Annotated in this window: 30 protein-coding genes; 6 read left to right on the plus strand and 24 right to left on the minus strand. The window is 67.0% G+C overall.

The window, feature by feature from the left end; all coding sequences use genetic code 11:
* Positions 1–10: 10 nt before the first annotated feature.
* From KF737_RS13240 to KF737_RS13250, 3 genes are all read right to left on the minus strand, one after another.
* Positions 11–2,962, minus strand: a complete 2,952-nt coding sequence (locus KF737_RS13240; protein WP_296455355.1) for a TonB-dependent receptor — start codon at positions 2,960–2,962, stop codon at positions 11–13.
* A 91-nt stretch (positions 2,963–3,053) separates the two neighbouring features.
* Positions 3,054–4,037 carry a FecR domain-containing protein gene (locus KF737_RS13245; protein ID WP_296455357.1) on the minus strand — a complete coding sequence of 328 codons (984 nt, stop codon included), beginning with the start codon at positions 4,035–4,037 and terminating at the stop codon, positions 3,054–3,056.
* A gap of 10 nt (positions 4,038–4,047) precedes the next feature.
* Positions 4,048–4,536: an RNA polymerase sigma factor gene (locus KF737_RS13250; protein WP_066625047.1), complete on the minus strand. Its 489-nt coding sequence runs from the start codon at positions 4,534–4,536 to the stop codon at positions 4,048–4,050.
* Positions 4,537–5,013: 477 nt separating this feature from the next.
* On the opposite strand from KF737_RS13250, the gene KF737_RS13255 reads away from it, so the two are divergent.
* Both KF737_RS13255 and KF737_RS13260 read left to right on the plus strand, forming a co-directional pair.
* Entirely contained in the window at positions 5,014–5,256 is a 243-nt protein-coding gene (locus tag KF737_RS13255; protein ID WP_137721958.1) for a response regulator transcription factor, read from the plus strand.
* 194 nt (positions 5,257–5,450) lie between these two features.
* Positions 5,451–5,750 (plus strand): toxin-antitoxin system, antitoxin component, encoded by a 300-nt coding sequence (locus KF737_RS13260; RefSeq protein WP_296455371.1) that lies wholly within the window; start codon positions 5,451–5,453, stop codon positions 5,748–5,750.
* A 67-nt stretch (positions 5,751–5,817) separates the two neighbouring features.
* Here the strand turns inward: KF737_RS13260 and KF737_RS13265 are convergent, their stop codons facing one another.
* From KF737_RS13265 to KF737_RS13295, 7 genes are all read right to left on the minus strand, one after another.
* Positions 5,818–6,045, minus strand: a complete 228-nt coding sequence (locus KF737_RS13265) for a hypothetical protein (protein WP_017505554.1) — start codon at positions 6,043–6,045, stop codon at positions 5,818–5,820.
* Between the two features lie 10 nt (positions 6,046–6,055).
* Positions 6,056–6,439 carry a copper resistance CopC family protein gene (locus KF737_RS13270; protein WP_296455376.1) on the minus strand — a complete coding sequence of 128 codons (384 nt, stop codon included), beginning with the start codon at positions 6,437–6,439 and terminating at the stop codon, positions 6,056–6,058.
* 17 nt (positions 6,440–6,456) lie between these two features.
* Positions 6,457–7,653, minus strand: a complete 1,197-nt coding sequence (locus KF737_RS13275) for a copper resistance protein B (protein WP_296455379.1) — start codon at positions 7,651–7,653, stop codon at positions 6,457–6,459.
* On the minus strand, positions 7,650–9,443 hold the full coding sequence (locus tag KF737_RS13280) for a copper resistance system multicopper oxidase (protein WP_296455494.1): 1,794 nt from the start codon (positions 9,441–9,443) through the stop codon (positions 7,650–7,652). The genes KF737_RS13275 and KF737_RS13280 overlap by 4 nt, the downstream gene beginning before the upstream one ends.
* A gap of 132 nt (positions 9,444–9,575) precedes the next feature.
* Entirely contained in the window at positions 9,576–10,136 is a 561-nt protein-coding gene (locus tag KF737_RS13285; RefSeq protein WP_296455382.1) for an RNA polymerase sigma factor, read from the minus strand.
* A gap of 9 nt (positions 10,137–10,145) precedes the next feature.
* Entirely contained in the window at positions 10,146–10,586 is a 441-nt protein-coding gene (locus tag KF737_RS13290; protein ID WP_137721952.1) for a periplasmic heavy metal sensor, read from the minus strand.
* Positions 10,583–10,864: a hypothetical protein gene (locus KF737_RS13295; RefSeq protein WP_137721951.1), complete on the minus strand. Its 282-nt coding sequence runs from the start codon at positions 10,862–10,864 to the stop codon at positions 10,583–10,585. The genes KF737_RS13290 and KF737_RS13295 overlap by 4 nt, the downstream gene beginning before the upstream one ends.
* Before the next feature lie 128 nt (positions 10,865–10,992).
* On the opposite strand from KF737_RS13295, the gene KF737_RS13300 reads away from it, so the two are divergent.
* The 3 genes from KF737_RS13300 to KF737_RS13310 are packed head-to-tail and all read left to right on the plus strand — an operon-like array spanning position 10,993 to position 13,149.
* Positions 10,993–12,144, plus strand: a complete 1,152-nt coding sequence (locus KF737_RS13300) for an acyltransferase (protein ID WP_210416088.1) — start codon at positions 10,993–10,995, stop codon at positions 12,142–12,144.
* A complete protein-coding gene (locus KF737_RS13305; RefSeq protein WP_137721950.1) occupies positions 12,141–12,617 on the plus strand; it encodes a DUF411 domain-containing protein in 477 nt (158 codons plus the stop codon). The genes KF737_RS13300 and KF737_RS13305 overlap by 4 nt, the downstream gene beginning before the upstream one ends.
* 40 nt (positions 12,618–12,657) lie before the next feature.
* A complete protein-coding gene (locus tag KF737_RS13310; RefSeq protein WP_296455393.1) occupies positions 12,658–13,149 on the plus strand; it encodes a nuclear transport factor 2 family protein in 492 nt (163 codons plus the stop codon).
* 171 nt (positions 13,150–13,320) lie between these two features.
* Here KF737_RS13310 and copD read toward each other — a convergent pair whose 3' ends face one another.
* From copD to KF737_RS13335, 5 genes are all read right to left on the minus strand, one after another.
* A complete protein-coding gene (copD, locus tag KF737_RS13315; protein ID WP_137721948.1) occupies positions 13,321–14,235 on the minus strand; it encodes a copper homeostasis membrane protein CopD in 915 nt (304 codons plus the stop codon).
* A 4-nt stretch (positions 14,236–14,239) separates the two neighbouring features.
* Positions 14,240–14,602, minus strand: coding sequence for a copper homeostasis periplasmic binding protein CopC (gene copC / locus KF737_RS13320; protein WP_296455396.1), 363 nt, complete (start codon positions 14,600–14,602; stop codon positions 14,240–14,242).
* Between the two features lie 199 nt (positions 14,603–14,801).
* The gene (locus tag KF737_RS13325) at positions 14,802–15,248 is read right to left on the minus strand and encodes a DUF305 domain-containing protein (protein WP_137721946.1); all 447 of its coding nucleotides are present in this window, start codon (positions 15,246–15,248) and stop codon (positions 14,802–14,804) included.
* A 95-nt stretch (positions 15,249–15,343) separates the two neighbouring features.
* Positions 15,344–15,787, minus strand: a complete 444-nt coding sequence (locus tag KF737_RS13330) for a DUF305 domain-containing protein (protein WP_137721945.1) — start codon at positions 15,785–15,787, stop codon at positions 15,344–15,346.
* Between the two features lie 148 nt (positions 15,788–15,935).
* Positions 15,936–16,349, minus strand: coding sequence for a MerR family transcriptional regulator (locus KF737_RS13335; protein WP_137721944.1), 414 nt, complete (start codon positions 16,347–16,349; stop codon positions 15,936–15,938).
* Between the two features lie 68 nt (positions 16,350–16,417).
* On the opposite strand from KF737_RS13335, the gene KF737_RS13340 reads away from it, so the two are divergent.
* Complete coding sequence (locus KF737_RS13340) at positions 16,418–17,182, plus strand: glutaredoxin family protein (RefSeq protein WP_296455402.1); 765 nt, start codon at positions 16,418–16,420, stop codon at positions 17,180–17,182.
* 393 nt (positions 17,183–17,575) lie between these two features.
* Here KF737_RS13340 and KF737_RS13345 read toward each other — a convergent pair whose 3' ends face one another.
* From KF737_RS13345 to KF737_RS13385, 9 genes are read right to left on the minus strand one after another with little or no spacing between them, the layout of a single operon-like run.
* Positions 17,576–18,052: an isoprenylcysteine carboxylmethyltransferase family protein gene (locus tag KF737_RS13345; protein ID WP_137721942.1), complete on the minus strand. Its 477-nt coding sequence runs from the start codon at positions 18,050–18,052 to the stop codon at positions 17,576–17,578.
* Positions 18,049–18,177: a DUF2474 family protein gene (locus KF737_RS13350; RefSeq protein WP_137721941.1), complete on the minus strand. Its 129-nt coding sequence runs from the start codon at positions 18,175–18,177 to the stop codon at positions 18,049–18,051. Before KF737_RS13350 ends, KF737_RS13345 begins: the two co-directional genes overlap by 4 nt.
* Positions 18,177–19,178: a cytochrome d ubiquinol oxidase subunit II gene (gene cydB, locus KF737_RS13355; RefSeq protein ID WP_205682545.1), complete on the minus strand. Its 1,002-nt coding sequence runs from the start codon at positions 19,176–19,178 to the stop codon at positions 18,177–18,179. Before cydB ends, KF737_RS13350 begins: the two co-directional genes overlap by 1 nt.
* Entirely contained in the window at positions 19,168–20,601 is a 1,434-nt protein-coding gene (locus tag KF737_RS13360; RefSeq protein WP_367273229.1) for a cytochrome ubiquinol oxidase subunit I, read from the minus strand. Before KF737_RS13360 ends, cydB begins: the two co-directional genes overlap by 11 nt.
* A 3-nt stretch (positions 20,602–20,604) precedes the next feature.
* The gene (locus KF737_RS13365; RefSeq protein WP_296455411.1) at positions 20,605–21,399 is read right to left on the minus strand and encodes a sulfite exporter TauE/SafE family protein; all 795 of its coding nucleotides are present in this window, start codon (positions 21,397–21,399) and stop codon (positions 20,605–20,607) included.
* A gap of 8 nt (positions 21,400–21,407) precedes the next feature.
* Positions 21,408–22,685, minus strand: coding sequence for an FAD/NAD(P)-binding oxidoreductase (locus KF737_RS13370; RefSeq protein WP_296455414.1), 1,278 nt, complete (start codon positions 22,683–22,685; stop codon positions 21,408–21,410).
* Positions 22,682–23,104, minus strand: coding sequence for a TIGR01244 family sulfur transferase (locus tag KF737_RS13375; protein ID WP_296455417.1), 423 nt, complete (start codon positions 23,102–23,104; stop codon positions 22,682–22,684). Before KF737_RS13375 ends, KF737_RS13370 begins: the two co-directional genes overlap by 4 nt.
* A 29-nt stretch (positions 23,105–23,133) precedes the next feature.
* Complete coding sequence (locus tag KF737_RS13380; protein WP_008259144.1) at positions 23,134–23,553, minus strand: DUF6691 family protein; 420 nt, start codon at positions 23,551–23,553, stop codon at positions 23,134–23,136.
* On the minus strand, positions 23,550–23,984 hold the full coding sequence (locus tag KF737_RS13385) for a YeeE/YedE thiosulfate transporter family protein (RefSeq protein WP_296455421.1): 435 nt from the start codon (positions 23,982–23,984) through the stop codon (positions 23,550–23,552). Before KF737_RS13385 ends, KF737_RS13380 begins: the two co-directional genes overlap by 4 nt.
* Between the last annotated feature and the right edge of the window lie 12 nt (positions 23,985–23,996).

The following is a 23,996-nucleotide window of genomic DNA, read 5'->3' on the forward strand; positions in this document are numbered from 1 at the left end:
GCATGGACGATCACCAGCGCTTGACGAGCTGAAGGGAAATCTGCCGGCCCAGCACATTGGTGTTGGCGGCGTCGTAACCGATCCCCGCCGGCGCATCGTAGAAGGGCGGCTCCTCATTGGTCAGATTGAGCACATTGAGGGTGAGCGAAAGACCTTCTCCCCATCCGCTCTGAAGGTCGTAGCGGATCTGACCGTCCAGAGTGATCCAGTCGTCGATTCCGCGTCCGTTGACCCGATCGCGTCCTCCGCTGACGTGATTGAGGGCGCCGCCTAGTGTGAGCGGGCCGCGCAGCCACTGCGCGCCGAAGCGGCCCCGCCACCGCGCGGGAAAGTTCGGGGCGCCGAGCATGTCCTCGGTGGGAGAGGTCGCCGTGACCGCCCGGTCGTTGGTCAGCAGATGGGTCACGGTCGCGTCGAGCGAGATGTCGTCCGACCCCAGGGTGAAGCGATAGCGCGTCGAAAGGTCGAGCCCCTCGACCTCTACCGCCGAGGCGTTGACGTAGCGGTTGTCGATGACGGCGCCGTAGGCGGTCGCCGGGAAGACGTTCGGATTGAAGTTGCCCGGGTGGCTGAGCAGGGACTGGACATAGGCCCGGTCGTCCGCGTTTGAGCCGGGGCTCACATAGCGGATGAAAGGGGCCAGGGTCGGATCATTGAGCGCATTGATCAGGTTCTCCGCGACCGGGGTCGCGATCCGGTCCTCGAAGGTCGTCCGGAACCAGCCGCCCTCGATCCGGAGACCTTCGGCGGCGGCGGGCGTCCAGACGAAGCCCGCCGTCCAAGATTCCGCGGTCTCCGGGATGAGATTCGGGTTGCCCCCGTACTGGACGATGCTGATCACATTGGCGCCGGCGCGGTCCAGGAACACCGGGCCGAGCCGGTAGGCGCTGTTCAACTCCCTCAGCGAAGGGGCGCGGAACGAGGTGCCGTAGCTGGCGCGCAGGAGCAGGTCGGGGGTCGGGTTGTAGAGGACGCCGAACTTGGGATTGCTGGTCTGGCCGATCCCCTCATGGTCCTCGACACGACCGGCAAGGGACAGCTCCAACCGTTCGAGGCCGGGCCGGGCGTTGTCGGGCCCCACGAGCGGCGCGCGCAGTTCGACGAAGGCGGCCGAGACGTCGCGCTCGAACGCCGTCGGGGCGGCGATGCGCGGCGCTGCGCCGGAGATGAAATTCTCGCCGGAGGTTTCGAAGCGCTCCTGGCGATAGTCGACACCGACGGCCATGCGCAGGTCCCCGCCTGGCAGGGCGAAGAGGACGCCGTCGGCCTTGAGGTTGAAGGAGCCGACCGTGCTGATGTTCTCGGACCGAAGGTAGCCGGACCCGATGAAGGCCAACAGGGCCGGGCTATGGGCGGCGGGATCGCCATAGGGATTGAAGTAGCCGTCGACGGCCGGGTTGAAGGTGGTTCCCGGATTGTTCGGCGTAGAGCCGAGGGCTTCGTCGAGCCGGGTCGTCTGGACCCGGTTCGAGGCCATAAGCCCGGTAGTCTCCCGACCTCCGCTCAGATAGGCCGCGAGGTTCCATCCGGCGAGTTCACCCGTGACCCCGACGGCGCCGCCGACGCTGCGGGAGAAGCCTTCGTCACGGCCCGGCCCCAGGTCGTTGATGAAGGAATAGGCGATCTCCTGATAGGGCTCGCCCGCCACCGGCACGAAGAAGGGATTGTCCGGCGTCACGAACAGGATGCCGATGTCGGCCACCGACTCCTGGATGTAGGTCCGGTCGGTGTAGCGAAGGTCGCCGTCCAGACTGAAACCGCCCGGAAGGTCCTGCCGGCCCGCCACGAAAAGGCTGTGCCGGCGCTGGTGCGGCAGGCTCCACAGGCCCTCCATCTGATTGGTCAGATTGACTTCGCCCGGGCGAAAGTCTCCAGGCGTGAGGCCCACGCCGTTCTGATTGCGTGGGATGGCGTAGACCGGTTCATAGGATCCGCTGACCGGATCGAACGCCATGAGGTTGCCCGGGGCCGCGTAGGTGAAGCGCCAGTCCGAGCCGCCCAGCGGGCGCAGGTCCGCATTCGCGGTTGCGCGACGGTCGGCGGCGCGCAACTCGCCGCGGTCGTGGAATTCGTAAGCGGCGAGGAGGCCGCCGTTGGACCAGTTGAAACCGCCGCTGTGAGACAGGAGAGTCTCCTCGGCCCCGCCGTCGCTGGTGCCGCCAACACGTAGCCGGGTTTCGGCGCCGTCGAACCGTGACTTCAGGATGATGTTGACTACACCGCCGACCGCGTCTGCGCCGTAGAGGGCCGACGCGCCGTCGAGCAGCACATCCGCTCGGGCAATGGCGCTGCTGGGAAGATTGGAGATGTCCGAGAAGTCGCCGGCGCTGCCCGTGCCCGCGATCCGCCGGCCGTTGACCAGGACGAGGGTTGCATCCGCGCCCAGACCCCGCAGGTTCACCCCGGTCGCATAAGCCGAGTTTCGGCTCGTGCGGTCTGCGCCTGTCCCGGCAGACCCCTCATAGGCCGCCCCGGTGAAGTTCTGCGGCAAGGCGGCGAGGGTCTCGGCGACCGTCGCGCGGCCTTGCCGGGCGATGTCGTCCTGGGTAATGACGGTGACCGGCGACGGACTGTCCGCGCCCCGCAGATAGGTCCCCGTGACCACGATTTCTTCAAGCTGGGTGGCCTGCGGTTCGGCCTCGGCGCGGGCTGAGGGATCAACGAGTACGAAGACCGTCGGGCGGCTCTGGCGATAGGCCAGGCCCGTCCCGCGCAGGAGCTCCGCGAGCGCGGCCTCAGGAGTGTATTCGCCGGTGAGAGCGCGAGCCTGTCGGCCGGCTACCAGCGCGCTGGGATAGAGGATCTGCAGGCCGCTCTGCTGGGCGAACACCGGCAGGCTGCGCTCAAGCGGCCCGGCGCCGATGCTGAACGTCCGGACGGCCTCGGTCGATTGCGCGATGACCGGCGTCGCGACACCCAGCATGAGCGCAGCGAGCGCGGTTGAAGTGAACCTGTGACCCATGATCTCCCCCTCTTTTCTACCCGCGGCTTTGCGGGGCGGGGAGGAGACGTTGGGTCGCGGGGCGTCCCCTAAGTCCGGACGCAGATTATTTTCATGCCGGCCCCGAAAGGATCAGATGGCCGTCGGCCGCCGTGGCGGCTTCAAGGTGATAGAGGTCGCGCAGGGCGGCGACGAAGCCGTCGATGTCCCCGGCGTTGAAAACGCCGCTGACCCGGATCGACGAGATGCGTTCGTCGCGAAGCTCGATCGGTTTGGAGGTGTAGCGGTTCACCTCCGTCACGGCCGCAGCGATCGGCGTGTTCTCAAAGGTCAGCCGGCCGACTGTCCAACTGGTTTCGGCCGGGACATTGACCGCGACGACCCGGGGCGTTGGACCCGAGGTGGTGACCTGCTGGCCGGGCTCCAGGGTCCATTGGGCCGTCCTCGAGGACGGCTTGTGAACGTCGACGCGCCCTTCGACCAGGACGACACGCGCCCCGGAGCCAGATCGCCGAACGTCAAAGCGCGTGCCGACGGCGGTGACCTCCGTGTCGCCCGCCTGGACGAAGAAAGGCCGCGCGGCGTCGCCCTCGACCTCAAACATGGCGCGTCCTGCTGCGAGCGTGACCACGCGACGGGCGTCGGTGAAGCGAACGGTGACCCGCGAGTCCGTGTCGAGGACGATGCGGGAACCGTCTTCCAGCCGCACGGTGCGTTGCTCGCCGATGGCCGTGGCGTAGGCGTCCGGCCGCTGCAGGGACCACCAGGTCAGGCTCCCGGCTCCGATCACAAGCGCCATGGCGCCCGCGACGCCGAGCGGGATCAGACGGCCGGCGTCCCGCATCCGACGGCGCGGGCGCGCCTTTTCGACCCGACTCAAGGCCTCGTCGGCGAGCCCCGCCACCCCGGGGCTTTGCGCCAGCGTCCCTGCCGCGTCCCACATGGCTTCGAGACGGCTGAAAGCGCGCGCGTTCTCCGGGTCTCGCCGCCACGCGCTGAACGCCTTCACGTCGGCGGTCGTGACCTTGCGCTGGTTCAACTTGCTGAACCAGTCGGCGGCTTCCTTGCGCCTGATGTCGGCTTCAGCCTCGATCATCATCCGTTGCCTACAGGTCCAGCCGAGACGCGCAGTACTGAAGCGCCCTGGACATTCGCCATTCCACCGTTTTCACGCTGATCTCGAGCGACACGGAGATCTCGGGATAAGTCATACCGCCAAAGCGGTTCAAGACGAAGACGTCGCGGTAGAGTTGCGGCATGGACCGGATAACCTGTTCGAGAAGGACTTGGTCGAACTGCGGCGCGGCCTCGGCCTCGGCAGGTCTTTGAAGCGCCTGGCTCTGGCGGCGTCGGCCCTCTCTTCGGCTTTCATCGCGGACCAGATTGAGGGCGATCTGCAGCAGGAACGCTTTTGGATGGCGGATGTCCGACACGGCGTAAGGCGCCGCCCTGAGGTAGGTCTCCTGGACGACATCCGCCGCAGCGTCGGCGCCGATGTGAGGGCGCAACCGGCGATCCAGCCAGACGGCGTATCGCCGGTAGAGACGGTTGATCCCGTCCTGCGCCTCCACCCCCAGCTGCTTCGTATCGGTCACCACGGATCTCCGACCTCTCGACGAGAGGGGCGGGAATCCCGGCGTGGCCGCGCGATTCCGGGCAGGCGCGCCGACGCGCGCGCTCAGATGGCGGCAACCGGCCGACGCACAGAGCGGCAGCCGTCGATGATTTGATATCGCACAGGGGATTCCAGGCCCCTATCGGCGCGAACGCCGACATCGAAGCATGAATCAAACGGAATCCCGACGCAAGCGGGAGGGGTCGGGCGTTGGAATCCTCTGCGAACGAGGCCCGTTACTTCAGCGCGCAGCGCCGCCTCCGTCAGCGACGAACCCCGGCTCCGGCTGTGCGCCTATCTCGCGGCGCCCGACGGCTCCGCTGTAGGCGCGACCCTTCTACGGTTCAACCGGCGCCGTCGGACCGCAAGAAACCTGCGGGCGGCCCGCAATTGATCGACGTTGCTCACGTCCGAACCTGCCGTGTACGGAAGGGGTCGGACAACCGGTGGTGTAGTAATGCAAGCTGTCTCCGAAGATCCGGACCGTGGATCGCCCGCTGTCACCCTGAGCCCGCGCGAACAGGAATGCCTGGAATGGGTCTGTCGCGGAAAGAGCTCATCCGACATCGGGATCATACTGTCCCTGTCGCCCCGCACCGTGGACAGCTATCTTGAAAAGGTCTGTTCCAAACTCCGGGTCCGGACCCGGATCGAAGCGGTCGCCTCAGCGGTCCGGCACGGTCTGATCGACCCGGGATGAGGGAAGGGGGCGGGCCAGGAACTTCTGTGATGAAGCCCGGCGTTTCGCCGCCGATCGCCGCCGACGTTTGCACGTCCCCTGGCTCTCGATCGGCGCCTATCGTTCCCGGAACCCGCCGCCGGTAAGTCTAGATCGGGCAGCGCAAGCGCGCCAGCCGGGCTTGACCCCCGGCATCAGCGGAGCAAGACACCCAGATGTCTAAATACACGCCGCTCGCAGCCTTTCTCAGACGTCAGAAGGGCACCGAGGTGGACCTGTCGTTTCGGGACATCGAGCGGATCGTCGGCGGCATCTTGCCCAAGGCGGCGTCGCTGGAGGACTGGTGGCGCGCGAATCCGGCGAGGGAGCAAATGCCCCAGCACCTCGCCTTCGCCGACGCGGGCTTCGTCGCCGAACCGCGGACGCGGGCCGAAACCGTCCGTTTCATCCGGGTTGCGGGAGTGGGCGTCACAGGGAGCGCGGCGCGGCTCAGCGCGGCGAAGACCGAGAGTTGACGCCTGTCTGCTCCGGACAGACCTCCGATCCGTCGGAGCGCCTGCCGGAGTGGTTCAGATCGGGCGGTCAGTTATGGTCGGCGTGACCCTGGGGAGCCGGAGCATCCGAGGGCGCCGGCGCGGGCGGCGCGGGTTCGGCGGGCGGCGGAGCGTCGGACTTCATCTTGTCGCAGCAGCTCATGGCGGCGTCAGCTGCCATGTCCTTGCAGCATTCGCAGCCTTCGGCGGCCAGGGCCGCTCCAGCGCTCAGGGCCAGAATCGCGCCGGCGGCGGCCAGCAGGTTGGAAACTCGCATCGTCGTTCTCCTAGTGAACCATGAAGCTGACAGAGCCGGACATCTTGTGGCCGTCCGGACCTTCAGCGGTCCAGGCGGCGGTGTAGGTTCCCGGGGCAAGCCGGGGAAGGGCCACGCTGACGGTCGCGGCGGCCGGTGCGGCGGGGGCATTCACGACCACCGGGGCCTGCCCCTTGGCGCTCAGGGTCACCGTCTTCAGGACCATCGCATGGGGGAAGGTGACGCTGAAGCGTTCTGGCGATCCGTGGGTCATGGCCCCGTTTGCCGGAACCGTGGTGACGGCCGATTGAGGCTCGGCGGCCTGCGTCTGCATATTGTGCCCGGCGTGCGGATCCTGGGCGGCGGCGGCGCCGGCGAAGGCCAGGGCGGCCGTGAGGGTGAGAATGCGGATCATGGGGTGGTCTCCTTGGGTCAGAACCAGGCCTTGAGGCCGACGACGAAGCGGGTGTCATCAGCCTCACCGCCTCGGGCTTCGATGTAGTCGGCGGTGTTTCCCAGCGCCCGGCTCCACTCAACGCCGACATAGGGGGCGAACTCCTTGCGGAACTCGTAGCGCAGGCGCAGGCCCGCCTCGATGGACGACAAGCCCGAGCCGATCTCCAACTCCGGAATGTCGCTAGCTGAGGCGTCGATTTCGAGGCGGGGCTGGAGGATCAGGCGCTGGGTGATGCGCTGGTCGTATTCGGCCTCGACGCGGGCGGTCAGGTCGCCCTCGGTGGAGAGGAAGGCGGCCGCGTCGATCTCCCACCAATAGGGCGCCAGGCCCTGGAGGCCGAGGACCAGGTGCGTCGTATCCTCGCCGTCGGGCCGGAAATCCTGACGCACGCCGGCCTGCACATCCCAGAACGGCGCTATCGCGCGGCTGTAAAGCGCTTGGAGTTCGGCCTCTTCCAACTTGCCGCCAAAGTCGCCTTCGCCCTCGGACTTCCACCAGAAGCGATTGATGTCGCCGCCGCTCCAGCCCTGGACGTCCCAGAGATACGACTCCTCAGCACCGCCGAAGGCGGCTTCGAGACGATCGATGATGACGGCGGTGGTGCGGACCTCGCCGTTCTCGCGAACCAGAATCTGACGGGCGGCCGCCATCGCTTCGGCGCCAAAGACCAGATCGGCGGCGTGCGTGGGGCCGCTCAGGGCGGCGGCTGGGAGCGGGTCCTCCGGAGGACGGCCGGGATTGTCGGCGCTGGTCGGCACGTCCGGCGGCCCCATGCTCATGGTCGACATATCATGCCCGGCATGAGGGTCGACCTGGGTGGAGGGCATGGCGGACATGTCGTGGCCGGCGTGCGGATCGGGCTGCGCCGTCGGCGGCATTGTCGACATGTCGTGACCCGCATGCGGATCAACGACCGGGGGCTCAGCCGGCATCTGATGGCCGGCGTGAGGGTCGGCCGCTGGCGGCGTTGGCGCGGGCGGCATGACATGACCGGCGTGCGGGTCTTGCGCCGACGGCCGGGTGGACGTCTGAGGCCGAACGGCCGGAGCGGGCGTGGCTCGCGGCGCCGCGGTCGCCGGCATGACATGGCCCGCGTGCGGGTCCTGCGCTTGGGCGGTGACGGCGCTGGCGGCGAGGATCAGCGGAGCGAGGGCGACGGCGAAGCGGTTCATGACGCGCCTCCGTCCATGGGCCGGACCGTCACGACATTGAACATGCCGGCGTGCATGTGCATCAGCATGTGGCAGTGGAAGGCCCAGTCGCCGGGCGCGTCGGCGGTCAGGTCGAACGTCACCTTGCCCCCGGGCGCGACGTTTACCGTGTGCTTCAGCGGCTGATGCCCCGGGGGACCGCCGGTCACCAGTTCGAAGAAGTGGCCGTGCAGGTGGATGGGGTGGGCCATCATGGTGTCGTTCACCAGGGTCACGCGCACCCGCTCATTCCGCTCGAAACGGATGGGTTCGACCAGTTCACTGAACTTCCGCCCGTCGAAGCCCCACATGAACCGCTCCATATTGCCGGTCAGGTGTATTTCCATGGTCCGCGACGGCGGGCGTTGGTCCTTGTTCGGCTGCAGCGACACCAGGTCGGTGTAGACGAGAACGCGGTGGTCGACGTTGGTCAGGCCGATCGGCCGCTCGCCGAGGCGGTTGGCGGGGGCCATGGCTATCGCGTCGACGCCCACGCCGACCGCCATATCCGGCGGGGCGTTCTCTGGATCGCGCATGTTCATTCCGGCCATGGACATTCCGCCCATCTCGCCCGCCGGCGCCGCGCCTCCGTGGTCCATGCCGGCCATCGTGCCGTGGTCCATTCCGGACATGCCGCCCATTGAGCCGTGATCCATTCCGCCCATGCCCATGTCTCGCATGGTCAGGTTCGGGACCTCGCGCAGCGGCGGAACCTCGGCGGTCATGCCCAGGCGCGGCGCAAGGGTGGCGCGGCCCATCCCCGAGCGATCGATCGCCTCCGAGACGATGGTGTAGGCCCGGTCTTCAGTCGGCCGGACAATGACGTCGTAGGTTTCGGCGACCGAGATCTGGAACTCGTCGGTCTCGACCGGGCGGACGTTCTCGCCGTCGGCCTGCACCACGGTCATCGGCAAGCCGGGGATGCGGACGTTGAAGATCGACATGGCCGAGGCGTTGATGATGCGCAGCCGCACGCGCTCGCCGGGGCTGAAAAGGCCGGTCCAGTTCTCCTGCGGCCCGTGGCCGTTGATCAAATAGGTATAGGTCGAGCCGCTGACGTCGAGGATGTCGCGCGGGTCCATCCGCATCTCACCCCACATGCGCCGCTCCTCCAGGCTCATGCGGTCGCTGCCGTTGATCAGACCGGCGAGCGTGGTGCGCTGCCGGTTGAAGTAGCCCGGGCTCTTCTTCAGCTTCTCCAGGATTTCGTGTGGGTGCATGAAGCTCCAGTCCGACAGGACCAGCACATGCTCGCGGTCGTAGGCGACGGGATCAACGCCTGCCGGGTCGATGACGATCGGACCGTAGTGGCCCATCGCCTCCTGAAGATTCGAGTGGCTGTGGTACCAGAAGGTGCCTGACTGCTTGATCGGGAACTCATAGACGAAGGTTTCCCGCGGCTTGATGCCCGGGAAGCTGATGCCCGGGACGCCGTCCATCTGGAACGGCAGCAATAGGCCGTGCCAATGGATCGAAGTGTCCTCATCCAGCCCGTTGGTCACGGAGAGTCGCACGTTCTGTCCCTCGCGCAGGCGCAGCAAGGGCGCCGGGAGCACTCCGTTGATCGTCACGGCATGGCCGGTCCGCCCCCCGACCGTGAAGCGCGAGTGGCCGACTGTCAGGTCGATGTTGGGCCCACTCAGCGTCGGCAGGTCCGTTCTCAAGCCCGCCGTACCGGTCTGCGCCCAGGCCGGCAGAAGTCCCTGCAGGCCAAGCAGCCCGCCGCCAACGGCGGCGCCCCTGAGAAGCATTCGGCGATCGAAACTTGGCATGGGCATAAGCGTGGGGTTCCTCGGACGCGTGTCGGCTTCTGGTTGACATACGCACGTCGGCGACAACGCCCTTGCGTCAGGTCGCCACACCGCGAAAAAAGACGCTCTTCACCATCGGGCGAGACGAGGAGGTCAGGCGCTTCCGGGAACAGTCATGTCCTCTGCCAGCCGCTTGCGGGCGCGGGCGATCCGTGTCTCCACGGCCTTGGTCGTGACGCCCAGGATCGCCGCGATCTCGCCGTGCGAGCGACCTTCGAGCGTAGCGAGCAGGAGAGGGGCCTTGAGGCCGTCCGGCAGGCGGGTCAGCGCGCTGCGCAGCGCCTCGGCGCGACGGCGATCGTCGAGTCGGGCTTCGGGAGATGGCGTTTCCATCCGGACCGCTGACGCTTCGGGGGCGTCGAGGCCCATGACGCCGCGCACCACCCGACGCACCGCACGCCGACGGCTCCAGTCCCTGCATTTGTTGAGGGCGATCGACCGGAGCCACACGTCGAATGGGCGAGCCGGATCGTACCGCCGCAGGGCAAGCCAGGCGGCCGTGTACGTTTCCTGGAGCAGGTCATGCGCCTCCGCTTCGTCGCCGACATAGCGCCTAACGAACCTGTAGAGATCGCCCTTGGTCGCCGCCATCAAGGCGCTGAAGGCGCCCCTGTCCCCGCCCGCCGCGCGCGCTTCAATGCTGTCGCCCTCCACGCGCCGCGCCTAGCCGGCGTCGGCACGCAGGGCGTCCACCACCGCGGCGTCGAAGACCTCGGCCTGCGCCGGGGTGAGCACCGACCGCATCTCGAAGACGTGGGCGATGGTCGCCTTCTGCAGATCGCCCATGGCCACGTGGAAGTGATCCACCGCCGCCTGCACCTGGGGCGTGTTCCCGTCGCTTGCGGCGATGGCGGCGGCGAGCTCGCGGTTGGCGGCTCGCACCTCCGCTTCCAGCCCGGGGCGACGCGCGGCGAAGCGCGCTTCGATCGCGTCCAGACGACCATCCTGTTCGGCGCTCAGGTTCAACTGCTCATGGACGACGCTATGCAGGCTCGGCGGCTGACGCTCGCGCATGACCCAGGTTGCGCTCACCCAGGTCGCCGCGCCGCTGGCGAGCGCCGCCAGCACGGCTGTCAGGGCGATCGATTTCCAGCGCGCTCTCATCCCCGGGCATCCAGTGGACCAAGCGGCGACAGGCCCGCCGAGACGGTGAAGATGCGTAGCTCAGAGGGCTCAGGCCTGGGCGACGCCAGGAGGAGTAATCCACCGTTGGCCACGCCGAGCACGAGCGCCAGCCCCACGGCGGCGACCCGGACCTGTCCCATTGACGCCGATTCCCGGCGCATGGCGATCCGTGCCCAGACAACCTCTTCCAGGCCGTCCAGCCGCCCCGCGTCGTCAGGCCCCTCCGCCGCTATCAGTCGTTCGATCTCATCAGTCATTGCGTACCTGCGTCACGCCCCCATTGCCATACGCGCCAAATCGTCCGGCCCCTTGCGAGGGGACGAGAGGTCCGCCGCGTAGATACCAGAGAACGTCCGGGAGGACCCGCTCGTGTCGGGGAGGCGCTGTGAGCGAAAGGACAGATCCGGCCGCGGGTCCGTTCCCGGACCGGCTCGATCCGCTGACGGGGGTGCGGTTCTTCCTCGCGCTCGGCGTGGTCCTGTTTCACTACCAGCTGCAATGGACGTTGCCCGAAGGTGCCGCCGGACTGTTGAATCGGGCCCGTCTCGCGGTCGATATCTTCTTCATCCTGTCGGGGTTCATCCTCACCCATGTTTACCTGCAAGGTGATCAGCCGGTGAACTACAGGCGGTTCATCGCGGCGCGGTTCGCGCGCATCTACCCGGCGCACCTTTTCATCCTGTTGGCGATGCTGTTGCTCGTGCTCGCCGCGCCGGTGTTGGGCATCGGCCTGGAGCCCGGGCGGTTCAACGCTGGGGATTTCCTGACCACCCTCTTTCTGGTGCAGGCCTGGTTCCCCCGAGACGGGATGGTCCTGTGGAACGGTCCCGCCTGGTCGCTGTCGGCCGAATGGTTCGTCTATCTCGCCTTTCCGGCCTACGCTGCGGTCGCCCTGCGATTTCGAGAGCGGCCATGGATGCTCTTGGCGGGGGCGACAGGCCTGTTCATCCTGCTGGATGCAATCTACCGGCAGTGGTTCGGCTCGGTTTTGCCTCGGGCGGAAGACAATATGGGCGTCTTGCGCATTATTCCGGAGTTCCTGCTCGGGATTGGTCTCTATTATCTCGGAACGCGCTGGACGCCGTCCCCGCGCGTCGCGATCGTCGGCGCCGTCGGAGCCACCGCGCTGCTCTTGCTCGCCATGCAGATCGGGGCCGACGATCGTCTTATCGTAGCCGCTGCGGGACCTTTCGTTCTCGCCCTGGCGCTGCTCACCAAGGCCGGTGTCAGGACCTTCCTGTCGCACCCGATCATAATCTTCGCCGGTGAGGCCTCGTTCGCCCTCTACCTCGTCCATATTCCGATCCTGATGGTCTGGCGCAATGCCGCCCAGGCCATCGGGGGCTGGCCGGCCGACTATCGAATGGGGCTTCTGGAACTGGCGGCGATGCTGGCGGTCACCCTCGCAGCGGCGGCGGCCATCTATGGTCTGGTCGAGCGACCGAGCCGCCAGTGGCTGAGGCGGAGGACCTTCGGCCGGGCGCCGGTCGTCGAAGCCAACCGCACCGTTCACAGCGATCAGGGAGAGCCCTTTTGACCACCGCCTACCTCCACCGAAGGCTCTTTCTCGGCGCCGCCGTCAGTGTCGCACTGACCGGAACCGCGTGCGCCCAGACCCAGTCGTCGAGAACCCTCACGGTCTTCAAGACGCCGACCTGTGCGTGCTGCGACGCCTGGATCTCGCACATGCGGGAGGCCGGCTTCACCACGACCATCACCGTTCTGCCGAGCCTCCAATCCGTCCGCAGCAGCCGGGGGCTTCCGGACAGTCTGGCCTCCTGCCACACCGGGTTGGTTGATGGCTATGTCGTAGAGGGCCATGTCCCGGCAGGGGACGTCATACGGTTGCTCGCCGAGCGGCCGGCAGCGCTCGGTCTCGCGGTGCCGGCCATGCCCCTTGGTTCGCCCGGCATGGAGACGCCGCAGGGACACAAGGACCCTTACGACACGCTGCTGGTGCTTCGCTCCGGCGCGACGCGGGTGTTCGCCCGTCACAACCCGCCCACCTGACCTGACCCTGTCTCACCTGATTCATAAGCCGGAGCCCATCATGTCCCCCAAACCTCTCGTTCTCGCCCTCTCTCTCGCCGTCCTGTCGGTGACGCCCGCCGTCGCGCAGGACCATTCCCACGGCCATGCCCAGACCGCGGGGTCGATCAGCGCGGAAGCGACGGACGCGGCCACGACCGTCGATGCCTTCCATGCCGCGCTCAAGGACGGCGACACCTCCGCCGCCCTGTCGCTTCTGGCCCCGGACGTGATGATCTTTGAAGAGGGCGGAGCGGAGCGCTCGCGCGACGAATACGCCTCCCACCATCTTGCGTCGGACGCCGCCTTTGCGGCCGCGTCGGACGCTACCGTAAGCCGCAGATCCGGCTGGGCGGACGGCGATGTGGCCTGGATCACCAGCGAAGGCCGCACCACCGGTCAGTTCAACGGACGCGCCGTGGACCGTCTGACAACGGAAACCATGGTGCTGAAGCGCCACGCGGACGGCTGGCGCATCCATCACATTCACTGGTCCTCGCGCGCTCCGCGGTAGGCCGCCTCTCCGGTTTGAACGCATCAGTGGGAAAGCGCGTGGCGTTCAGACCGTATATGTTCGCTTAAGCCGGGATCCGGGACGCCCGAGGGTCGGACGTGACAAGCTCTCTCGGAGAAGGGCGCCGCGACCGCAGCGGCGCTCCGCTCCGCGGGCCCCTTGATCGTCGGCTCACGTCGCGATCGGCGGAGGGAGGGTGCCCATAAGCGCGACGACGGCGAGGACGACGAGCCCGAGGGCCGTCTCCGTGACGATACTGCGCCGCAGCCGTCGAACCGCCGAGATCGACTGTCCCGGGTGCTCCAGCTCCAGACGTAGGGAGGGTGTCAGGCGGAAACGGTTGTCCGCCGCCAGGCCCAGCATCAGCACGAAGAGCGCCAGCTTGGCGATCAGAAGCTGTCCGTAGAGGCTTTCGCCAAGGTTCCAGATACGCTCCGGTCCGATGAGGAACCAGCTGTTCGCGAGACCGGTGGCCACGAGCAGGGCTACGGCGAGCGTGCCGAGGCCCGAGAACCCATACAGGGCGCGGTGGAGGATTTCGTCGTCGACCCCCGGGCGGCGCCGCAACAGGATCGTCAGCGCCACCAGAGCGCCAAGCCAAAGGGCAGCACCGACGGAATGGACGATGTCAGAGGCGAGGTGGACCAGGCCCTCGGAGCCTTCTGTCGCCGCGCCGTGGCCTGTCCAAGCGAAGCTCGCGACCACGATGAGCCCGAGGCCTAGCGAGAGGCTCCAGGCCGTCTTGCCCGGTCTCAAGGCCAGGACCGCGACGACGGCCGCGAGGGCGAGGGCGGCTCGGGCGACCATGGCCTTCCCCAAGGCCGTGCCGGTGACCATGAAAGACAGCGACGCAGGCTTGGTGGCTTCCGCCAGCGAGCCCGCCATGACCGCTGTCTGTGCAAGTAGCGCCAGGAGCGCGCTCGCGACGACCACCAAACCTGACCCTATCAGGAGCCCTCGCGACCAGGTGAGATCAACGCCGTCGGCGGGCCTGAAGGTGTAGAGCAGGAACAACGGCGTCCCGAGAAGGACGACGGCCCCGGCGTACTGGAGCCACCGGAGCGCGACGACCGCGATCTCGAGCACGGCGTCAGCGCACCGTGAAGGTGTACGAGCCGGTCATGCGGTGACCGTCGCTCGAGGCGATGCGCCAGTCGATGCGATAGGCGCCGGCAGTCAGCAGTCGCGTCAGAGTCCCGGTCAGGGTCTTGCCGTCTTCAGCGACCGAAGTGCGGATCGCGAGCTTCTCGCCGGCCGAGTTGACCACGTCGAAACCGGAGAACGCAGGCACAGAGCGCTCGCTGAAGGTCAAGGTCAGCGTGCGGGTCGCACCGACTGTGGCGTTCGGCGCGGGCGTGGCGCTGACAAGACGAGCGTGAGCTGCTGCAGGTCCTGCGGCGAGGACGACCGCGGCCGCCAGGGCGACATAGGGAACGGGGTTAAACGCACGCATACTGGGTCTCCTGGCGATTGGCCGGTCCGGCTTTCGACTAGTCTACGCGGCGCGTCGACTTTCCCCTCGTCAACGGCGGCCGACGCTGGCCGACCTCACGCCTTGAAACCGACGACAACACTGGGGCGGCGTGGGAAGCCTCGTCGAACGGGAATGGCGAGTTGGCGAGGCCAGCGGACGCGTCCCGCCGGAAAGGCCGTCAAAGCCGATCCTGAATGGCCTGCATCTGTCGGATCTCGCGCTTCTGGGCCTCGACGATCTCTGCGCACAGCGCGACCAGTTCCGGGTCGCTCAGCTTGGCCTTGCCGCACATCAGGATCGCGCCGGAGTGGTGGGGGATCATTCCTCGAATGAGTTCCTTGTCGCCGATCGCCGCCTGGGTGCGCATGGCGTAGAAGCTGCCCGCGAAGATGACCACCGAGGCCAGCCCAATGGCGAGGTTGAGCCGATTGTTCGGGTACATCTCGCGCATCAGAACCAGCATGAGGACAGCCATCGGCGCGACCATCATCAGCGTCATGTAGAGATTGTTCAGATTGAAGTTGAAGTGATCAAGCGTCGCGATCATCGTGAACATCACCAAATACATGATGATGAAGTGGACGATGAGTTCAATCGCGAGGTTGCGATAGCTCTTGTCGTGCATGAGGGACTCCCGCCGGCGGACAGACGCCGACGATCGACGCCGTTCAAAAGCAGATACGCGCGGGCGGACCAGTCCCCGCGCGCAATCGTGCCGCATCAGGCTCCGGGCTGGACCGAACCCGAAGCGGGGGTTGCTGCGGCGGACCGATGTTGCGCGACCCACTGCTCCAGTGCCGTAATCTCCTGGCGCTGCATCGTAATCGTCTTTTCGGCCATCTCGCGGAGCGCAGCGTCCGGGTTCTCGCGCATCAGGACCTCCGACATGGCGATGGCGCCCCGGTGGTGCTCGATCATCTTCAGGGCATAGGTCTCCTGCGGGTCCGCGCCGTGCGCCTGCATCATGGCCTGATGCATCTGCTGTTCGGAGGCGGAATAGGGCGTCTCGGGCCCCGCCATCGGCTGGACCGCCGGAGCGCTGTGTTCGGCCGCCGACCCCGAGTCGGCCGTCGCGGTTTTATCGGCCTGTCCCGCAGGATTGCACGCGGTCAGGAGCACTGACAGGGCGGCGGTGGCCAGACCGGCGTTCAGCTTGATCGACATCTTCGTTCTCCGGAAGTGATGATCAACGAACAGTTCTGGAAACGGGACGTTCCGGTCCTCCCGCTTCGCGGCTACGCAGTCGGGTTGTTTTTCCCAGGCGGGACGGCTGCCAACCCTCTCACCCCGTTCGCCAAGACAGGGCAGGATTTCAAACCTCTTCACCCTGAAAGGCCGAAATGATCGGACACGGTCCGCTGTCGTTCGCCGCGCAAGCGCTCGCCAGTCGGCGCAACGCCGCTCTCGCCCCCTCAAGATCGGAGATGGTTCGATCCAGCGCCTCCAGCCTCTCCGCGGCCAACGCACGGGCGCGCGTGCGATCTTCGCCAGCGTCGAGCGATAACAACTCTTTGATCTGCTCGAGGGTGAAGCCCGCCGTCTGTGCGGAGCGAATGAACCTCAGCTGGCGCACGTCCTCCTCGCCATAGCGTCGAACGCCCGCGCCGGCGCCATCACGCGACCATCTGTCGGGCGTCGAAAGCAATCCGCGACGCTGATAAAAGCGGACAGTCTCCACCCCGACGCCGCCGTCTCGCGCCAACCCTGCGATCGTCCGAACGTTCATGCTTGACTCCGTATCTAGGTACGGAACTTAAGAGCTGCAGCTCGGATTAGAAGATCAAGGAGCCTGCAATGACCAAGACCGCTGTCATCTATCGGATGGTGATGCCTGACCACACCTGTCCGTGGGGGCTCAAGGCCCGGCATCTGCTCAAGAGCCGGGGCTACAAGGTCGAGGACCACTGGCTCACCACTCGCGAGCAGACCGACGCCTTCAAGGCCGAGCACGGCGTCAAGACCACGCCTCAGGTCTTCATCGACGGCCAGCGTGTCGGCGGCCACGACGACCTGCGCCGCTATCTCGGTCTCAAGGTCCGCGATCCCAAGGCGACCACCTACACGCCGGTCCTCGTCGTCTTCCTGACCACGGCCGTGATGGCGACGATGCTCAGCCTGACGATTCTTGGCACGCCGTTCACCGTGCGGGCAGGGGAGTGGTTTATCGCCCTGTCGATGATGGCCCTGGCCATGCTGAAGCTCCAGAACATCGAGAGCTTCTCATCCATGTTCCTGAACTACGACCTGCTGGCCAAGCGGTGGGTGCCGTACGGCAAGGTCTATCCGTTCGCCGAGTTCGGGGCAGGCGCGTTGATGGTCGCGGGCGTCCTGACCTGGTTATCGGTCCCGGTGGCCCTGTTCATCGGCGGCATTGGCGCGGCCTCGGTCTTCAAGGCCGTCTACATCGACAAGCGCGAACTGAAATGCGCCTGCGTCGGTGGAGACAGCAATGTGCCGCTTGGCTTCCTATCCCTGACCGAGAACCTGATGATGATCGCCATGGCGATCTGGATGCTGGTTATGGACTACGCTCTGCCGGCGTCAGCGATGGCGATGTAGGTTCTGCTCATGCTAGTCTAGCGGCGGCAAGTGAATGCGCAAGAATCGATCGTTAATTCGAATTTGAGATTGTCAATACGTCTCGAAAGATTGCGCGATCACGCGGTTTTTACATCGGTCTATTTATCCAATGTTTTCAAAACCAAACCGAACAGTCGGGCGGCGAGCCGGTGTTAAAGTAGACGAGCCGCGAAAAAACCAACTAATTCATAATTTTGTCCAGCTTAGAGCAATCGAGTGGGAGTGAGGGGCAGTCATAAGGCGGCCCCTGACGAGATGATTGCGGAGTAATGAGCGGAGCATAGCTGCTTGGTTCACATGCCGCGCCCCGTAACCTCACGGTAGTGACGAAGCGACGGGATAGGAGGCGTCTGTGGGCCGGGCGAAAGGGGATCACGACGTCATCCGCCGGCCCAGCCAGCGGCGCACCCGGCCGACGTACACGGACCACGCCGCGCCGAAGAGGGCCGCCAGGTGTCGTTCCTCGCGCCGGATGGCGAGGCGGTCGGTGGCGAAGGCGGCGACGGGGGCGGCCACGAAGAACCAGGCGTTGTCGAACAGGCCGCCGAGGCCGAGCAGCAGCAGGCCGTTAGCGAGATAGATCGGGTTGCGGCTCCAGGCGAACGGACCGGTCGTGACCAGAGCGGTCGCCGCCCGGTGCGGCAGGATGTTGGCGCGCCGCCGCCGCATCTCCAGCATGGCCCAGAGGTCCAAACCAAGGGCGAGCCCGACCAGGAGGCCGCCAGCGGCGAAGGCGCCTGTGGAGAGGGCGGGCGGGGCCCATAGACGCGCCATGATGAGCGCGACAAGGATGGCGCCGCCCGTGATGAGCGGCGGCCAGGGCCAGCGGTTCGGCGCCTGCGGGCTCACCCCCCGGCCAGCTTGAGAACGCCGCGCAGAAGATAGGCGACGATGCCCAGGACGCCCACGCCCAGCGCCCAGAGCGCGACGAACCAGAGGCCCTGCCGGAGCCCGTTTGTGGAGCCGCGACGCATCAGTGGTAACCGTCGTCGCCGACCTTGCCGCGGAACACCCAGTAGGCATAGGCGGTGTAGGCCAGGATGATCGGGATCAGGATCAGGGCGCCCACCAGCATGAACAACTGGCTGGAGGCGGGAGCTGCGGCCTGCCACAGGGTGATCTCGTCGGGCACGGCGTAGGGGAAGACGCTCACACCCAGCCCTGCGAAGGTCACGGCGAACAGGCCGAGCGACAGCAGGAAGGGCCAGACCTCACGCTTCTGACGCATGGTCCAGAAGAAGGCGGCCGCGACGATCAGAACGAGCAACGGCACCTGGGCCGTCAGAAGCACGCCGGGCCAGTCGAACCAACGGCGGGCGTATTCGCCGTCGAGGAAGGGCGTGGCCAGGCTGACGGCGCCGATCATCAGCAGGGTCGCCGGACCGAGCTTCCAGGCCTGGGCGCGGGCGTGGGCCTGAAGCGCGCCTTCCGTCTTCATGTTCAGCCAAGTGGCGCCCAGAAGGGCGTAGCCGACGACGACGGCGGCGCCGGTCAGCAGGCTGAAGGGGCTGAGCCAGTCCCACCAGCCGCCGCCGTAGGCGCGGCCGGACACCTCGACCCCCTGCAGGATGGCCCCCAGGGTGACGCCCTGGGAGAAGGCGGCCAGCAGGGAGCCGCCGAAGAAGGCGACGTCCCAGACGGGCTTGGCCCGCACCGTGCGCCAGCGGTATTCAAAGGCGACGCCGCGGAAGACCAGCCCCAGCAACATGGCGATGATCGGCGTATAGACCGCCGGCATCAACACGGCGTAGGCGAGGGGAAAGGCGGCGAACAGGCCGCCGCCGCCCAGGATCAGCCAGGTCTCGTTGCCGTCCCACACCGGGGCGATCGAGTTCATCGCCTTGTCGCGCTGATCGCCGGCCTTCAGCGTCGGGAACAGGATGCCGACGCCCAGGTCAAACCCGTCCATGACGATATAGGCGAAGACGGCGAAGGCCAGCAGGCCGGCCCAGACCAGGGTCAGATCAACGCTCATGATCGGTCTCCTCGCCGGTCGGGATGGGACGGTCGGGGTCGATGGCGGGGGCGGGGGTGATGCCCGCCGTGCGGATCGGGGTTTCCGCCACGCCCGGCTCGCCGCGATGAGGCGCGTGGCTCATCAGACGCAGGATGTAGAAGACCCCGGCGCCGAAGACCGTGAAATAGACCACGGCGAAAGCGGCGAGGGAGCTGGCAACGGCGGGCGCCGCCAGGGGCGCTGCGCTGTCGGCGGTGCGCAGCAGGCCATAGACGGTCCAGGGTTGGCGCCCGACCTCCGTGGTGATCCAGCCCGCCAGCACGGCGACGAACCCCATCGGTCCCATGATCAGGGCGAAGCGGTGCAGCCAGGGGGCGTCGTAAAGGCGTTTGCGGAGCCGGGCGTACAGCCCCCACAGCCCCAGCAGCAGCATGGCCATGCCTAATCCCACCATGACGCGGAAGGACCAGAAGACGATCTCCACCGGAGGCCAGTCGGCGCGGGCGATGGTGTCGAGACCGGCCAGCGGAGCGTTCGGATCGTGCTTCAGGATCAGGGACGACAGCTTCGGAACCTCGACCGCGCCATGGACGGTGGCGGCCTCGCGATCGGGCAGGCCGAACAGGATCAGCGGCGCCCCGTCCGGGTGGCTTTCGAAGTGGCCTTCCATCGCCATGACCTTGGCGGGCTGGTGCTCCAGGGTGTTCAACCCGTGCATATCGCCAATGAAGATCTGCACCGGAGCGGCGACCAGGATCATGCCCATGGCCATGGCGAACATCTTGCGCGCGCCCTTGTTGGTCCGCTCCTTCATCAGGTGCCAGGCGCCGACCGCGCCGACCACCAGACCGGTCGTCAGATAGGCCGCCAGCAGCATGTGGGCGAGGCGATAGGGGAAGGACGGGTTGAAGACGATCTTGAACCAGTCGGCCGGGATGAACTGCCCCACCTCGTTGATGGCGTAGCCTTGTGGCGTCTGCATCCAGCTGTTGACCGACAGGATCCAGAAGGCCGAGGCGAAGGTGCCGATGGCGACCATCAGGGTGGCCAGGAAGTGCAGCTTCTTGCCGACCCGGTTCAGGCCGAACAGCATCACGCCCAGGAAGCCGGCCTCGAGGAAGAAGGCGCTGAGCACCTCATAGGCCATCAGGGGGCCGATGACGGGTCCGGCCTTGTCGGAGAAGACCGACCAGTTGGTGCCGAACTGATAGGACATCACCAGACCCGAGACGACGCCCATGCCGAAGGCGACGGCGAAGATCTTCAGCCAGTATTTGAACAGGTTCAGATAGAGCTCGCGCCCCGTCTTCAGCCACAGGGCCTCCAGTACGGCCAGATAGCTGGCCAGGCCGATGGAGAAGGCCGGGAAGACGATGTGGAAGGCGACGGTGAAGGCGAACTGCATCCGCGCCAGGATCAGGGCGTCAAAGTCCATGGTGATGTCTCAACCAATCAGGCCGAGCGCGCCGGCGCTGCGGTAAAGCATATAGAAGGCGACGACGAAGATCAGCCCGGCGAAGACGGTGTTCAAGACGCCTTTTTGTCCCGACAGGGCTTTGGCCAATCGCGCGCCGACCAAACCGCCCAGTACGCCGCCGCCAATGAACACCGCCGCCAGGGGCCAGTCGACCCAGCCGTCCAGGGCGTAGTTGAAGGCCGTGGTCAGGCCGAAGGCGGTGACGCCGACCAGCGACGAGCCGACGGCATAGTAGATCGGCATCCGGGTCGAGACCATCAGGCTGGGCACGATCAGGAAGCCGCCGCCGATGCCGAAGAAGCCCGACATCACGCCCGTGGCCAGGCCTGTGGCGACGAGCTTGGGTGCATTGCGGCGATCAAGCTGAACGTTCGGGTCGCCGCCGGCGGAACGGCCCCGCAACATCAGTACGCCCACGACCAGCATCAGGACGGCGAACAGGGCCAGCAGCTTCTGCCCGTCCACGGCCTTACCCAGGCTCGAACCCAGAAAGGCGCCGAGCACCCCGGCGACCGCGAACAGACTGGCGATCTTCCATTTCACCGTGCCGTGGCGGGCATGATTGATCACATTGGCGAAGGCGTTGGCGGCCACGGCGAAGGCGCTGGTGCCGATCGCCAGATGCGGATCCTTGATCCCCACCAGATAGACGATCAGCGGCACGGCCAGGATGGACCCGCCGCCGCCGACCAGGCCCAGGGTGAAGCCGACGAGCGAGCCGGCGCCGGCGCCGAGGCCGTACTGCAGCGGAGACAGGTCCATGATCAGGCTCAGGCGACAGCAGGGCGAAGCTGGGGGGCGGGTTCGATGTGGTGGGGGCCGGCCAGCCATTCGCGACCGCGCAACATCCCAAGCCAGTAGATTTCGGGCAGGGCCTGGGCCTTCAGATGCCAGGCCAGACGTGTCGGCTTCGTGCCGTCGAGCATCCATTTCGGGAAGCTGGGCAGGAGCTTGCCGCCATAGCCGAACTCGGCCAGCACGATCTTGCCGCGCTCGACCGTGAGCGGACATGAGCCATAGCCGTCATAGACCGCCCGCATCGGCTGGCCGTCCAGCAGCGACAGGATGTTCTCGGCCACCACGGGCGCCTGTTTGCGGGCGGCCGCAGCGGTCTTGGCGTTGGGCGCCGAACAGGCGTCGCCCAGACCGAAGACGTTTTCGAACCGCTTGTGACGCAAGGTGGCGTCATCCACCTCGATCCAGCCGCTTTCGGCGGCCAGCGGACTTTCGCGAATGAAGTCCGGCGCGGTCTGCGGCGGGCAGACGTGCAGGAAGTCGAACTCGCGCCGAACCTGACTGACTTCGCCGTCCGCGTTCGTCACGGCGAAGGTCGCCGTCCTGGCAGGACCATCCACCGCGACCAGCTTCGATCCGAAGTTCAGGTCGATGCGGTATTTGCGGACATATTCCATCAGGGCCGGGACGTAGTCCTTGACCCCGAATAAGACCGGCCCGGCGTTGTGGAATTCGATCTCGATGTCGTTTCGGCCGTGGTCGCGCCAGTGATCGGCCGACAGATACATGGCCTTTTGCGGGGCGCCGGCGCATTTGATCGGCATGGGCGGCTGGGTGAAGATCGCCCGGCCGCTCTGCATCGCCTGGACCAGCTTCCAGGTGTAGGGCGCGGTCTCATAGCCGTAGTTGGAGGTGACGTTGTTGCGCCCGAGCGTTTCCGCCAGGCCCGGAATGGCGCCCCAGTCCAGCTTCAGTCCCGGCGCCGCGACCAACATGCGATAGCCGATCCAGCGGCCGTCGGTCAGTTCGACGCGATCGTGGATGGGGTCGAAAGCCGCGACCGAACCCCGCACCCACTGGGCGCCTTGGGGGATCAGGTCCTCGGTGCGGCGCCGGGTCCGCTCGGGCGTGAAGACGCCGGCGCCGACCATGGTCCAGCCGGGCTGATAGTAGTGATGTTCGGACGGCTCCACGATGCGAACGTCGAGGCCTGGGCGGCGGCGCAGGAGGCTGGCGGCCGTGGCGATGCCGGCGGATCCGCCGCCGACGATCAGGACGTCGCAGGACTCCAGGGGGGCATATTGGGCGCTCATGACGCGGCTCCTTCAAGACGGGCGCGCAGGGCGCCGAGGTCGTAGCCGGCGCTCTTGGCGCGGGCGATCAGATGATCGGGGCTCTCCGAGCCGGCGTTCGCCAGCGCCCACAGGGTGGTGGTGCGCGTGCCGGTGCGGCAGAAACCGAAAACCGGCTTGGGCAGGTCGGCCAGAGCCTTGTTGAAATCCGCCACGTCTTGGTCGGAGATGGCGCCGCCGACCACGGGGACATGGGCGAAAGCCAGTCCCGCAGCCTCGGCGGCCTGGCGCAGATCTTCGGCGCTGGGCTGGCCGGGCTCCTCGCCGTCGGGTCGGTTGGAGATCACCGACCGGAAACCCTGGGCCGCGATGGCGGGCAGGTCTTCCGGGGCGATCTGGGGCGAGGCGGACAGGGCCTCGTCCAGGGGGCGGATATCCATGGCTTTGTCTCCCTAGGGTCTTTTCTGGTTCAGGCGTTTCGGTCGAGCGTCAGGCGGAACAGCGCCATGCCGGCCACGAGGGCGCCGACGAAGACGAAGGCCTGCCAGGCGCCGGTCGTCAGGGCCGCCAGCGCCGGGCCGGGGCACAGACCGACCAGCCCCCACCCCAGGCCGAACAGGACGGCCCCGCCGACCAGAGGGGTGTCGATGGTCCGGCTCTCGGGGACGTGAAAGGTCTCGGCCGCGACCGGCGTCTCCATGCGACGGCGGATCAGATAGGCGATGGCGGAGGGGATCAGCGCCCCGCCCATGACGAAGGCCAGCGAGGGGTCCCAGGCGCCCGTCACATCCAGGAAGGCCAGGACGCGGGCCGGATTGATCATGTCGGACACCACCATGCCGGCGCCGAACAGCAGGCCGCACAGAACGGCGACGATCAGCCGGTTCATGCCAGGTCTCCCAGCAGGTGACGGGTGACAAAGACGGTCAGGGCCGCGACCACCATGAAGACCACGGTGGCGACGATGGAGCGGGGCGACAGGCGGGCCAGGCCGCAGACGCCGTGGCCGCTGGTGCAGCCCGAGCCCCAGCGGGTGCCGAAGCCGACGATCAGTCCGCCGAGCACCAGCAGCCAGATGTCCGAGGTGATCTGCACCTCGGGCCTGCGGATCAGCGCCGAGGCCAGCGCCGCGCCGCCCAGCAAGCCGGCGATAAAAAGCAGGCCCAGGGTGCGCGGCGCGCCTTTCGACAGGCCGGTCGCCGCGGCGGTCAGGCCGGAGATCCCGGCCACGCGCCCGTTCAGCAACAGGTAAAGGCCGGCGGACAGGCCGACCAGCAGGCCGCCGGCCAGCGGCCAGACGAAGGGGATGGGCTCAAGCATGGGGAGATCGCC

Source organism: Phenylobacterium sp. (genome assembly GCF_019636135.1).
Lineage (GTDB): Bacteria > Pseudomonadota > Alphaproteobacteria > Caulobacterales > Caulobacteraceae > Phenylobacterium.